The sequence below is a fragment of the Kitasatospora sp. NPDC052896 genome (assembly GCF_044547075.1).
In the GTDB taxonomy this organism is placed as follows: domain Bacteria; phylum Actinomycetota; class Actinomycetes; order Streptomycetales; family Streptomycetaceae; genus Kitasatospora.
Map to the genome: position 1 here is coordinate 37,081 of NZ_JBITZU010000017.1, position 12,757 is coordinate 49,837.

6 protein-coding genes and 1 pseudogene are annotated in these 12,757 nt (G+C 73.2%); 6 read left to right on the plus strand and 1 reads right to left on the minus strand.

The features are described 5' to 3' along the window. Nucleotides 1-36: 36 nt before the first annotated feature. Nucleotides 37-6,537 (minus strand): annotated as a pseudogene (locus ACIGXM_RS26915) (SDR family NAD(P)-dependent oxidoreductase); the annotation flags it as partial. 271 nt (nucleotides 6,538-6,808) lie between these two features. Here ACIGXM_RS26915 and ACIGXM_RS26920 point away from each other — a divergent pair. The 6 genes from ACIGXM_RS26920 (at nucleotide 6,809) to ACIGXM_RS26945 (ending at nucleotide 12,729) form a co-directional block, all read left to right on the plus strand. Further along, complete coding sequence (locus tag ACIGXM_RS26920; RefSeq protein WP_396565181.1) at nucleotides 6,809-7,480, plus strand: TetR/AcrR family transcriptional regulator; 672 nt, start codon at nucleotides 6,809-6,811, stop codon at nucleotides 7,478-7,480. Nucleotides 7,481-7,495: 15 nt separating this feature from the next. Beyond that, nucleotides 7,496-9,052 (plus strand): MFS transporter, encoded by a 1,557-nt coding sequence (locus ACIGXM_RS26925; protein ID WP_396565183.1) that lies wholly within the window; start codon nucleotides 7,496-7,498, stop codon nucleotides 9,050-9,052. Between the two features lie 193 nt (nucleotides 9,053-9,245). Next, the gene (locus ACIGXM_RS26930; protein WP_396565185.1) at nucleotides 9,246-9,767 is read left to right on the plus strand and encodes a hypothetical protein; all 522 of its coding nucleotides are present in this window, start codon (nucleotides 9,246-9,248) and stop codon (nucleotides 9,765-9,767) included. A 19-nt stretch (nucleotides 9,768-9,786) separates the two neighbouring features. After that, on the plus strand, nucleotides 9,787-11,259 hold the full coding sequence (locus ACIGXM_RS26935; protein ID WP_396565187.1) for an FAD-dependent monooxygenase: 1,473 nt from the start codon (nucleotides 9,787-9,789) through the stop codon (nucleotides 11,257-11,259). Nucleotides 11,260-11,308: 49 nt separating this feature from the next. Then, nucleotides 11,309-12,508, plus strand: a complete 1,200-nt coding sequence (locus ACIGXM_RS26940) for a cytochrome P450 (RefSeq protein ID WP_396565189.1) — start codon at nucleotides 11,309-11,311, stop codon at nucleotides 12,506-12,508. A gap of 26 nt (nucleotides 12,509-12,534) precedes the next feature. Next, nucleotides 12,535-12,729: a ferredoxin gene (locus ACIGXM_RS26945; RefSeq protein ID WP_396565191.1), complete on the plus strand. Its 195-nt coding sequence runs from the start codon at nucleotides 12,535-12,537 to the stop codon at nucleotides 12,727-12,729. The last annotated feature ends 28 nt before the right edge of the window (nucleotides 12,730-12,757 follow it).

Sequence of the window (12,757 nt, forward strand, 5' to 3'; positions counted from 1 at the left end):
TGGACCTTTCTGCTGGACGGAGTGCTCCGTCGCCGGTCAGGCTGTGCCGAGTTCGAGGTCGAGCGCTTCGAACAGCTCGTTGTCGGAGGCCGAGTCGAGGTCGTCGGTCGGGTCGGCCGGGAGCCGGTCGTCGTCCCACCGCCAGAGCAGCGCGCGCATCCGCTTGGCGATGTCCTCGCGGAGCGCGGGGTCCGCCGCGGCCTCGGAGATGTCCTTGTTCAGCCGTTCGATCTCCTCCAGGGCGGACCGGACGGCCGCGGCGGGGTCGGGGGTGAGCTGGGCCAGCAGCTGGTGGGCGAGCGCGGCCGGGGTGGGGTGGTCGAAGACCAGGGTGGGCGGCAGCCGCAGGCCGGTCGCGGTGTTCAGCCGGTTGCGCAGTTCGAGCGAGGAGAGCGAGTCGAAGCCGAGCTCCTTCAATGCCCGCTGGGCGGCGATCCCGTCCGGTGAGGCGTGCCCGAGCACGGCCGCGACCTGGCTCAGCACCAGGTCCAGCAGCAGGCGTTCGCGCTCGGTGGCGGACAGGTGCGCGAGCCGCTGGGCCAGGTCGGCGCCGCCGGCCGGGGCCCCGCCCGGGGAGGCCGGGGTGCGGCGCCGCAGCGGGGCCGGGACCAGGTCGGCCAGCACCGGCGGCAGGGCGCCGCCCGCGATGCCCCGCATGGCCGCGGTGTCGAGCTGGGCGGCCACCACGACCGGCAGGTCGGCGCCGAGCGCGGTGTCGAACAGGGTGAGGCCGCGCGCGGAGCTGAGCGGGACCAGCCCGCTGCGGGTCATCCGGGCGATGTCCGCCGCGTCGAGATGGCCGGTCATGCCGCTGGCCTGGTCCCAGTAGCCCCACGGCACCGAGACGGCCGGCAGGCCGAGCGCGCGGCGGTGCTGGGCGAGCGCGTCCAGGAAGCTGTTGGCGGCGGCGTAGCCGGCCTGCCCGGCGCTGCCGACGGTGCCCGCGATCGAGGAGAACAGCACGAAGGACTGGAGCTCCGCGGACCTGGTCAGCTCGTGCAGGTTCCAGGCGGCGTCGGTCTTCGGCCGCAGCACGGTCTCCAGCCGCTCGGCGGTGAGCGACTGGACGATGCCGTCGTCGAGCACCCCCGCGGCGTGCACCACCACGGTCAGCGGGTGCTCGGCCGGCACGGCGGCCAGCACCGCCGCCAGCGCCTCCCGGTCGCCCGCGTCGCAGGCGGCGATGGTGACCTCGGCGCCGAGCGCGCGCAGCTCGTCCGCCAGCTCGCCGGCCCCGGCCGGACCGCTGCGGCTGAGCAGCAGCAGGTGCCTCAGCCCGTGCGCGGTGACCAGGTGACGCGCCACCAGCCCGCCCAGCAGGCCGGTGCCGCCGGTGATCAGGGCGGTGCCCGCGGGGTTCAGCGTGGGCCGCAGGTCGAGCACCACCTTGCCGACGTGGCGGGCCTGGCTGAGGTGGCGGAACGCCTCGGGGGCGCGGTGCACGTCCCACGCGGTGACCGGCAGCGGGCGCAGCACGCCGCGCTCGCACAGCTCGGTCAGCTCGGCGAGGATCTGCTGGACCCGGTCGGGGCCCGCGGTGTCCAGCACGTCGAAGGCCTGGTAACGGACGCCCGGGTGGTCGGCGGCGACCCGCTCCGGATCGCGGATGTCGGTCTTGCCCATCTCGACGAACCGGCCGCCGGGGGCCAGCAGCCGCAGCGAGGCGTCCACGAACTCCCGGGCCAGCGAGTTCAGTACCACGTCGATCCCGCGGCCCGCGCTGCTCGCCCGGAAGTGCTCCTCGAAGTCCAGGTCGCGGGAGGAGGCGAGGTGGGCCCGGTCCAGCCCCTGGGCGCGCAGCACCTCCCACTTGCCGGTGCTGGCGGTGCCGTAGACCTCGACGCCCCAGTGCCGGGCGAGCTGGATCGCCGCCATGCCCACCCCGCCGGCCGCGGCGTGCACCAGCAGGGACTCGCCGGCGGTGATCCGGGCCAGGTCGTGCAGGCCGTAGTAGGCGGTGGCGAAGGCGACCGGGACGGTCGCGGCCTCGGCGAACGACCAGCCGTGCGGCATCCGGGTGAGCAGCCGATGCTCGGTGACCACGGTCGGCCCGGTGCCGGAGGTCAGGCCCATCACCCGGTCGCCCGGGGCCAGTGCGGTGACGTCCGGGCCGACCTCGACGACCACTCCGGCGATCTCGCCGCCGAGCCGGCGGGAGTCGGTGGTCACCAGGCCCAGCGAGAGCATGATGTCGCGGAAGTTCAGGCCGGCGGACCGCACCTCGACCCGGACCTCGCCGCCGGCCAGCTCCCGGCCCGCCGTGTCGTCCTCGAGCAGGGCCAGGTTCTCCAGCGAGCCGGTGCCGGTGGTGCCGAGGTACCAGGCGTCGGTGCCGCCGCGCGGGGTCAGCACGGTGGCCGGGCGGGCCAGCCGTGGCACCCGCAGTTCGCCTGCCCGGAGGGCGAGTTGGGTCTCGCCGGTGGCGAGCGCGGCCGGCAGCGCGCGGTACGAGTCCGCCTGGCCGTCGTGGTCGAGCAGCAGGAACCGGCCGGGGTTCTCGGTCTGCGCGGAGCGGATCAGGCCCCAGACCGCCGCGCCGGCCAGGTCGGCCGGGTCCTCGTCGGGGCCGGTGGCGACCGCTCCCCGGGTGAGCACGGCGAACCGGGTGTCGTCGCCGGCTTCCCGGGCCAGGAACTCCCTGACCAGATCGAGCAGTTGGCCGAGGGTCGAGCCCACCTCGGCCGGGGCCGCCGGCGGGACGGGGACCAGGACCACGGCCGGCTCGCGCAGCTCCGCCAGAGTGGCGAGCGGGGTCGCCGGGACGCCCGCGGCGACGAGGTCGCCGACCAGCTCGGCGGGGCCGCCGAGGACGGCCCAGGAGCGGTCCGGGAGGTCGGTGGGCGTCGGTCGGGTGGGCCAGTCGAGGGTGAACAGGGCGTCGCCGGCGCTCGGCCGGGCCGCGCCGGCGAGCTGCTCCCGGGGGATCTGACGTAGCGTCAGTTCGCCGATGGTCAGTACGGGCGCGCCGGACTCGTCGGTGACGGCCAGCCGGGCGGACTGCGGGCCGGTCAGCGTGACGGTGGTCCGGAGTCGTCGGCCGGCGCTGGCGTGGAGCGTCAACTCCTGCCAGGAGAAGGGCAGATGGGGTTCACCGAGCGGGGTGAGCAGGCCGATCGGGTGCAGGCAGGCGTCGAGCAGTGCGGGGTGGATCCCGTAGCCGGTGAGGTCGGTCTCGTCCGGGAGGGTGATCTCGGCGAAGACCGTGTCCTGGTCGCGCCAGGCGGCCCGCACCCCCTGGAAGACCGGCCCGTACTCCAGGCCGGTGCCGGCCAGGTCGTCGTAGAGGCTGTAGACGTCAACCGGGGTGGCACCGGCCGGCGGCCAACTTCCCATGGTGAAAGTGGAGTTGGCGGCGAAGTCGGCCGTGGTGGCGAGCCGGCCGGTGGCGTGCCGGATCCAGCCGTCCGCCTCGTCGTCCGTGGTGGGACGCGAGTACAGCGTCAGCGGGCGCGCCCCGGTGTCGTCCGGGAGGTCCACCACCGCCTGCAGCCAGAGCCCGCCCTGCTCGGGCACCACCACCGGACTGTGCAGGACGAGCTCCGCGACCTGGTCGCAGCCGAGTCGCCCGGCGATCCGCAGCGCGAGGTCGGCGATCGCCGCGCCCGGCAGGACCAGCTGCCCCAGCACCCGGTGTTCGGCGAGCCAGGGGTGGGCCTGCCGGGAGAGCCGGCCGGTCCACACCGTGCCGGCGCCGTTGGCCAGCTGCACCGCGCCGCCGAGCAGTGGGTGGCCGGTGGCCGCCAGCCCGTCCGCGCGGGGGCCGTCGCCGGCGGCCGGCAGCAGCCAGAGGTGGCTGTGCTGGAAGGCGTAGGTGGGCAGCTCGCTCGGCCGGGCGGCCGGCAGGGCGCGGAAGAACGCCGCCCAGTCGACCGGGTGGCCGTGCGCGTGCAGCGCGCCGAGCGAGGCCAGCAGCTGCGCCCAGCCGTCCTCCTCGCGCCGCAGCGACCCGGCCACCAGTGCCCGGCCCGCCTGCTCGCCCAGTGCGTCCTCCAGCGTCTGCTGGATCCCGGGAGTGAGCACGGCGTGCGGGCTGACCTCCAGGAACGTGGTGTGCCCGGTCCCGGCGAGGTACCGGACGGCGGGTTCGAACCGGACCGGCTCACGCAGGTTGCGGTACCAGTAGCCGGCGTCCAGCTCCGTGGTGTCCAGCGGCTCGCCCGCCACCGTGGAGCAGAAGGCGAGCGTGCCGCGCCGGGGCTCGATCCCGGCCAGCTCGGCCAGCAGGCGCTCCCTGATCGCCTCCACCTGGGGCGAGTGGGAGGAGTAGTCGACCGGGATGATCCGGGCCCGGGCGCCCTCGGCCACGCACTCGGCGACCAGCCGCTCCAGCGCCCCGGGATCGCCGGAGACCACGGTGTGCGCGGGGCCGTTGAGCGCGGCGACGGCCAGTCGGTCGGTCCGGTCGCCGATCAGCCGCCGGACCTCCTCGGCGGGCAGTGCGACGGACGCCATGCCGCCCTGTCCGGCCAGCGCGGTCAGCGCCCGGCTGCGCAGGGCCACGATCCGGGCCGCGTCCTCCAGCGTCAGCGCCCCGGCGACGTGCGCGGCGGCGATCTCGCCCTGCGAGTGTCCGATCACGGCGTGGGCGCGCACCCCCAACGACTCCCAGAGCCGGGCCAGCGAGACCATGACGGCGAAGAGCACCGGCTGCACGACGTCCACCCGGTCCAGCCCGGGGGCGTCCGGGGCGCCGCGCAGCACGGCGGTCAGCGACCAGTCGGTGTGCGTGGCCAGCGCCTGTTCGCAGGCCTCGATCGCGCCCCGGAAGACCGGCGAGGAGTCCAGCAGGTCGAGGGCCATCCCGGCCCACTGCGAGCCCTGGCCGGGGAAGACGAGGACCGTCCGGCCGGGTCCCTCGGCGGTGCCCCGGACCAGCCCGGCCGCGGGCCGGCCGTCGGCCAGCGCGTCGAGTCCGGCCCGCAGCGCCGCGCCGTCCGCGCCGACGATCGTCGCGCGGTGCGGGTGGTGCTCGCGGGTGGTGGCCAGCGCGAGGCCGACGTCGGCGGCGGGCGGCGTCGGGGCGCGGTCGAGGTGGGCGGCGAGCGCCCGGGCCTGGGCGCGCAGGGCCGGTTCGGTCCGGGCGGAGAGCACCCAGGGCAGCGCGGACGGGTGCCGCGCGGGTCCGTCGTCCGGCCGCCTCTCGTCGCCGGCCGGCGGTGCGGCCTCCAGGATGACGTGCGCGTTGGTGCCGCTGATGCCGAACGAGGAGACGCCGGCGCGGCGCGGGCGACCGGTCTCCGGCCAGGCCCGCGCCTCGGTCAGCAGCTCCACGCCGCCGCGCTCCCAGCCGACGTGCGGGGTCGGCTCGTCCACGTGGAGGGTGCGGGGCAGCCGGCCGTGCCGGATCGCCTGCACCATCTTGATCACCGCGCCGACCCCGGCGGCGGCCTGGGTGTGGCCGATGTTGGACTTGAGCGAGCCGAGCCAGAGCGGGCTGCCGGTCGCCCGGCCCTGGCCGTAGACCGAGAGCAGCGCCTCGGCCTCGATCGGGTCGCCGAGCGTGGTGCCGGTGCCGTGCGCCTCGACCGCGTCGACCTCGTGCGGGCTCAGCCGCGCGGCCGCCAGGGCGGCCCGGATCACCCGCTGCTGGGAGGGGCCGTTGGGAGCGGTGAGCTGGCTGCTCCGGCCGTCCTGGTTGACGGCGCTGCCCCGGATCACCGCGAGCACCCGGTGGCCGTTGCGCTCGGCGTCGCAGAGCCGCTCGAGCAGCAGCATCCCGGCACCCTCGCCCCAGCCGACCCCGTCGGCACCGGCCGCGAAGGACTTGCACCGGCCGTCGGGGGCGAGCCCGCGCTGGCGGCTGAACTCGACGAAGGTGCTGGGGGTGGCCATCACGGTCGCCCCGCCCGCCAGCGCCAGCGTGCACTCGCCCTCGCGCAGGGACTGGCAGGCCAGATGGAGCGTCACCAACGAGGAGGAACAGGCGGTGTCGACGGTGACGGCCGGGCCCTCCAGGCCGAAGGTGTAGGCGAGTCGGCCCGAGGCGATGCTGAAGGCGCTGCCGGTGCCGACGTAGCCCTCGAAGCCGTCGGGGGTGTGCTGGAAGAGCTGGGCGCCGTAGTCGCCGTACATCAGCCCGGTGAAGACGCCGGTGCGGCTGCCGCGCAGCTCGGAGGGGAGGATCCGGGCGCGTTCGAAGCTCTCCCAGGCGATCTCCAACAGCAGCCGCTGCTGGGGGTCCATCGCCAGTGACTCGCGCGGGCTGAGGCCGAAGAACTCGGCGTCGAACCGGGCCGCGTCGTGGAGGAAGCCGCCGCTTCGGGCGTAGGTCTTCCCGGTGCGCTCCGGATCCGGGTCGTACAGGCTCTCGGCGTCCCAGCCACGGTCCGTGGGGAACTCGGAGACGGCGTCGACCTCGTCGTGGACGAGCGTCCAGAGGTCCTCGGGCGAGCCCACCGACCCCGGGTAACGGCAGGCCATGCCCACGATCGCGATCGGCTCGGCCTTCGCCTCGGTGAGTTGCCGGTTGTCCTGCCGGAGCCGTTCGTTCTCCAGGAGAGACGCCCGGAGGGCCTCGGCGAGTTGCTCGGAAGACGGAGCCATTTATCAGTCCCCACGGGTCGCGGTGGCGATCACGGTGATCTTCGCGTCAGGGCGCGCCTGTCCGGATCAGGGTCGGCGGGCGGGCTAACGGGGGTCTTGGCGGGTTCTAAAGCTCTGGGGCGGGCTTCCGGGACGGGCACCGGAGCCGTGCGGGAGGGCCGGCGACCCCGCCATTGGATAGCTGTTGACTAACTTTGAAATCTGGTCATAACCTAGGGTCGTGAAGAGATCTCAGCGGCTTCCGAGTGGCTCTGACGCGCGTCAGGTGCGTGCTGAGCGGATCCTCGACATCACCGCCGGCCTGCTGGTCCAGCACGGGTACCGGCGGGTGACCATCGACGACGTCGCCAGCCGGGCCGGGGTCGGCAAGGGCACGGTCTACCTGCACTGGAAGACCAGGGAGGCACTGTTCTGGTCGGTGCTCCAGCGCGAGGCGCTGAAGCTCTTCGACCAGCTGGTGGCCGACCTGCGGGCCGATCCCGAACTGGCGCTGCCGCACCGGCTGATGCGCGAGGTCTTCCTGCAGGGCGTCCGGCGCCCGCTGGTGCGCGGGCTGCTGCTCTCCGATCCGGTCCTGCTGGGCAACCTGGCGCAGGACGACAGCGTCCGCTCGGCCCAGCAGGAGCTGGCGGAGAACCCCGACTACCTGCAAATGCTCAGCGAGGAGGGCGCCTTGCGACCCGGTCTGACCGCGGCGGCCGCGGTCCACATCCTGTCCAGTGTCACCCGCGGCTTCTCCGCCGCCGACGAACTCGGCGAGGACGACGGGCTGGCCCTGGAGGAGCGGGCCGACCTGCTCGCGTACGTCCTGGAACGCGCGCTGGAGCGCGACACCCCGATGTCCACCGAGGCCCTGGCCACGCTGAACAAGCGCGTGGTCGACATGTTCACCGAGATGGCCGACGGCCATCGCGACCAGCTGCAGCGCGCGTACTGAACAGGAGACCGGCAGATGGCTGCCATTGACTCGACGACCTTGAAGAACCCGCCCGTCGACGCACCGCTCGGCAAGCGGTGGTGGGCCCTGGTGGCGCTCACCCTGAGCATTCTGGTGATCGGCCTGGACACCTACGTGCTGGCCACCGCGTTGCCGACGCTCTCGGCCAAGCTGGGGGCCACCACCAGCCAGCTGCAGTGGATCTCGGCCGCCTACACGCTCGCCTGGTCCGGCCTGCTGCTGCCGGCCGGCAAGCTCGGCGACCGGCTCGGTCGCCGCAAGCTCCTGATCACCGGTTTGGGGGTCTTCGGGGTCGCCTCGGTGATCGCCAGTCAGGTGAAGACCGCCAACGAACTGATCGCCACCCGCGCGCTGATGGGCGCCGGTGCGGCGATGATCATGACGCTGGCGCTGGCCCTGGTGCCGGTGATCTTCCCGGAGGAGGAGCGCAACCGGGCGATCACCGTCACCACGATCGGCACCATGCTCGGCATGCCGCTGGGGCCGCTGCTCGGCGGCTGGATGCTGACCCACTTCGCCTGGGGCTGGGTCTTCCTGATCAACGGTCCGGTGATCGTGCTCAGCCTGATCGGCGTCTTCCTCTGGGTGCCCGAGAGCAAGGACCCCACCACGCCCAAGCTGGACTGGCTCGGCGCGCTGATGGTCGTGATCGGGGTCTCCGGCATGACCTACGGCATCATCGAGCAGCCGATCGACGGCTGGTCCAGCGCCAAGGTGCTGGTCGGACTGGTCGGCGGCCTGCTCTTCATGGTCGCCTTCGTGCTGTGGCAGCGGCGGGCCGCGTCGCCCCTGGTCGACCTGCGGCTCTTCCTGAACCGCCACTTCACCTGGGGCTCGATCACCTTCGGCATGGTCAGCTTCGCGATGATGGGCGGGCTCTTCGTGCTCACCCCCTACCTGCAACTGGTCCAGGGCGCCTCCCCGCAGAGCACCGGGGTGCGGCTGCTCCCGCTGATCGGCGCGATGCTGACCGGCGCGGCCGCGGGGGAGAAGCCGGCCAAGAAGATCGGCGCGAAGGCCATCATCCTGCTCGGCATCGTGGTCACCGCGGGCGGGCTGGTCCTGCTCTCCTCGCTGCACGCCACCAGCGGGTACGGCAGCGTCGCGCTCGGTCTGGCGGTGTTCGGCCTCGGCCTGGGCCTGAGCATCCCGCTCTCGGTGGACACCGTGCTCTCCTCGCTGCCCCTCAGCCAGGCCGGCACCGGGAACGGCATGTCCCGGACGATGCAGAACATCTCGGTCTCGTTCAGCTCGGCGATCATCGGCAGCGTGCTGAACAGCGGCTTCCGCAACCGGATCGCCGACGGGCTGCAGGGCCTCTCCGGCGCCGCCCGGGACACCGCCTCGGCCAGCGTCGCCGGGGCGCACTCGGTCGCCGCCGGCCTGCCCGGGGACGCCGGCCGGCAGCTGACCAGTCTGGCGAACACCGCCTACACCCACGGCATGGCGCAGTCGCTGCTGGTCAGCGCGGCGATCCTGGCCGTCACCGCGGTGCTCACCCTGCTCTTCCTGCCGCGCCGCGGTGGTCACCAGGAGGCGAAGCAGGACTGACGGTTCCCGGGCGGCCACGGTCGCGCCACGACTCCCCCTCTCCCCGCCGGAGAGGGGGAGTCGTCGCGTCCCGGCGCCGGGGAACCGTCGGGTCCGGCGCCAAGTCGGGCTTTAGACGAGCTTCAGTGCGGCGTCCGACACTTCATGGGTCGAGGTTGCGACAGCCGTGCAACGTGAAAGGAGACGCCATCAGATGGGCGCACCCGTCGCCATCCCAGTCACCGCGCTGACCCCCCTGATCCTCGTCAGCTCCGAAGCGCCGGCCGCGGATCCGACACCGGCCCCGGTCCCGCCGTCGGACATCGTCTTCGCCGACCTCACCGACGTCGCCGTGAAGCGGGAGATGTCGCTGCGCGGGCCCGGCATCGACGTCGGCGACGGGGTGGTCTTCCGGAACGAGATCAGCACAGCGGACGGTGCGCGGCTGGTCGAGCTGACCGGCGCGGTGACCATCGTCCACGTCCGGCCGTCCGACCAGCGCATCTTCGGGTTCTACCGGGAATTCCTACGGTTCGCCGACGGCACCGCCCGCACGATGGGAATCGTCGACATCACGGCGACCATGGCCGGCCGGGAACAGGTGATTCCGGCCTACGGCATCAGCGGTCGCTACCGGGGAATGGTCGGGATCCGCTCGTACCGGAACAGCAGCGAGAAGCCGGAAACCCACCACGCCGAGATCGTTTTCCGCCACCCGACTTCCCACCGACCGTAGTTCCCGAGGGAGACCGCTCATGGACAGCACCACAGTTCTCATCGCCGGCGCGGGCCCGGTGGGCCTGATGCTCGCCGGCGAACTCGGCCTGGCCGGGGTGCGGGCCGTCGTCGTCGACGCGCGGCCGCAGGCCGACGACAACTGGCGGGTCTCGACCTTCCACCAGCGCTCGCTGGAGGTGTTCGAGCGGCGCGGGCTCGCCGAGAAGCTGCGAGGCGAGGGGTTCTACACCTGGCCCACGCTGCACTTCGGCATGCTCTGGCTGGACCTCACCAAGGTCACCGACCAGGACAACTACCTGGTCGAGATGGCGCGGGTGGAGGCGCTCCTGGAGGAGCGCGCGGTGGGCCTGGGCGCCGAGATCCTGCGCGGCCGCGAGGTGGTCGGCGTCGACGCGGACCAGGACGGCGTGACGGTGCGACTGCGCGCGGCCGGCGGCGGGACCACGACCGAGACCACCGTCCGGACCGACTACCTGATCGGCTGCGACGGCTCGGACAGCGTGGTGCGCCGGCTCGCCGGCTTCGAGACCGTCGAGGAGGGTCCGTCCTGGTATGGCGTGCTCGCCGACCTGGAGACCTACGAGGGTCAGATCGAGGCCCAGCTCTACCCAGGCGGTGTGTTCGGCGCGATGCCCGACCCGCAGCGCGGGCTGTACCGGCTGCAGACCATCGAGTTCGACATCGAGCCGCCCGCCGCCGACACCCCGGTGACGATCGAGGAGCTCGGCACCAACATCGAGCGCCTCACCGGCGGCACCCGCGAGATCGCCAACGCCCGCTGGCTGCGCCGGTACGCGGGGCGGACCCAGTTCGTGACGGAGTACCGGCGCGGCCGGGTGCTGCTCGCCGGCGACGCCGCGCACCACCACCTCTTCACCGCCGGACACGGCCTCAACACCGGCCTGAACGACGCCGTCAACCTCGGCTGGAAGCTCGCCGCCGAGATCCGGGGCCGGGCCCCGGCGGGCCTGCTCGACAGCTACTCGGCCGAACGGCAGCCGGTCGGCGAGCGGGCCTGCCGGGCGCTGCGCGCCCAGATCGCGCTGATGTACCCGCTGGAGTCGGTGGCTCCGCTGCGCGCCCTGCTCACCGACCTCATCGGTTACGACGACGTCAACCGGCACCTGGTCACCATGGTGAGCGACGTCCGCTACCCGTTCGAGGCGGCGGCGGACGCGCCGGAGAGCCCGCTGCTCGGCCGTCCGGTCCCCAACGTCCGGATCAGGACGGCGGACGGGACCGTCGGCATCGCGGACACCCTGCAGAGCGGCCACGGCGTGCTGCTCGACCTCTCCGCGGGGGTCGCCGACCTCACCGCGCTCGGGGCCTGGTCGGACCGGGTGGACGTGGTCGTCGCGGAGCCGGAGCCGGCGCTCGACGCGGCTCTCGTGCTGGTCCGTCCCGACGGGTTCGTGGCCTGGCTGGGCAACGCGGCCGCCACCGGCCTGGACGCGGCCCTGACCACCTGGTTCGGCAGCGCCGAGCACTGATCTGTCCTCCCGGTACCCGAGACGTCTCCCCACACAAAGGACCCTGTCGATGACCCAGCAGACTCCCCCCGTTCCGTTCCCGCAGAGCCGTAGTTGCCCCTACCAGCCGCCCACCGGCTACGACGCCTTCAAGGGCAACGGGCCGTTGCAGAAGGTGGAGCTGTTCGACGGGAAGATCGCCTGGCTGGTCAGCAGCCACGCCGTCGCCAAGAAGCTCCTGGCCGACGCCCGGCTCTCCAACGACCGGACCCGGTCCGACTTCCCGGCGCTGTCCGACGCGGAGCGCACCCCCCGCCCGTTCCGCATGCTCCCCGAGATGGACGGTGACGAGCACGACGCCCAACGCCGTTTGCTGCTCCCGTACTTCACCCTCAAGCGGGCCCGGGAGAACCGCGAGCGGATCACGCAGATCGCCAACGAACTGATCGACGCCCTGCTGAAGAAGGAGGGACCGCTCGACCTCGTCTCGGAGTTCGCGATCCACCTGCCCTCGAAGGTCGTCTGCGAGCTGCTCGGGATCCCCTTCGAGGACCACGAGTTCTTCCAGGACCGTGGCTACCGCCTGGAGAAGGTGGAGAGCCAGGAGTCGGTCCAGCAGATGATCGGTGAACTGTTCGGCTACCTGGACCGGTTGATCAGGGCGATGGAGACCGACCCGCGTCCCGGCCTGCTCGGCGACCTGGTCCGCGGCCCGGTCGCGGCCGGGGAGATGACCCACCAGGAACTGGTCGTGCTGGCGCTGGTCATGCTCAACTCCGGCCACGTCACCACCTCCTCGATGATCGCGCTGGGCGTGCTGGTGCTGCTGGAGCACCCCGAGCAGTTCGAACAGCTGCGTGCCGAACCGGAGTTGATGCCGTCAGCGGTGGACGAGCTGCTGCGCTACACCTCGATCGCCGACTCCGTCACCCGGCGGATCGCGGTCGCCGACATCGAGATCGCCGGTGAGGTGATCGCGGCCGGCGACGGCGTCGTCATGCCCAACGCGCTGCTCAACCGGGACCCGGAGGCCTTCGAGGAGCCGGACGCCTTCGACATCCGGCGTGGCAACACCATCCGCCACCTCGCGCTCGGCTTCGGCGTGCACCAGTGCATCGGCCAGCACCTCGCCCGGGTGGAGATCGAGGTGGCGCTCGAAGCGCTCTTCACCCGGATCCCCACGCTGCGGCTCGCGGTGCCCGCCGCCGAGGTGCCGCTGCGCGACACCGCCGGGCTGGAGGGCGTCTCCGAACTGCCCGTGACCTGGTGACCGGCGACCACGGAGGAGGAACGGCCATGCGAGTCACGGCGGACCAGGGCAAGTGCGTCGGCGGTGGCTACTGCACCCTCAACGCGCCGACCGTGTTCGACCAGGACGAGGAGACCGGGCTGGTCGTGGTGCTCGACGCCGACCCGGCGGCCGGCCGCCGGGTCGAGGTCGAGGCCGCGGTGCGGGACTGCCCGTCCGGTGCGGTCCGGCTGGAGCGGTAGCGGTGCGCGGGACGCCTCCTCCGGCGGG

Coding starts and splice junctions, on each gene's coding strand:
- ACIGXM_RS26925 (WP_396565183.1), top strand. CDS start 7,496: ATGGCTGCCATTGACTCGACGACCTTGAAGAACCCGCCCGTCGACGCA.
- ACIGXM_RS26930 (WP_396565185.1), top strand. CDS start 9,246: ATGGGCGCACCCGTCGCCATCCCAGTCACCGCGCTGACCCCCCTGATC.
- ACIGXM_RS26935 (WP_396565187.1), top strand. CDS start 9,787: ATGGACAGCACCACAGTTCTCATCGCCGGCGCGGGCCCGGTGGGCCTG.
- ACIGXM_RS26940 (WP_396565189.1), top strand. CDS start 11,309: ATGACCCAGCAGACTCCCCCCGTTCCGTTCCCGCAGAGCCGTAGTTGC.
- ACIGXM_RS26945 (WP_396565191.1), top strand. CDS start 12,535: ATGCGAGTCACGGCGGACCAGGGCAAGTGCGTCGGCGGTGGCTACTGC.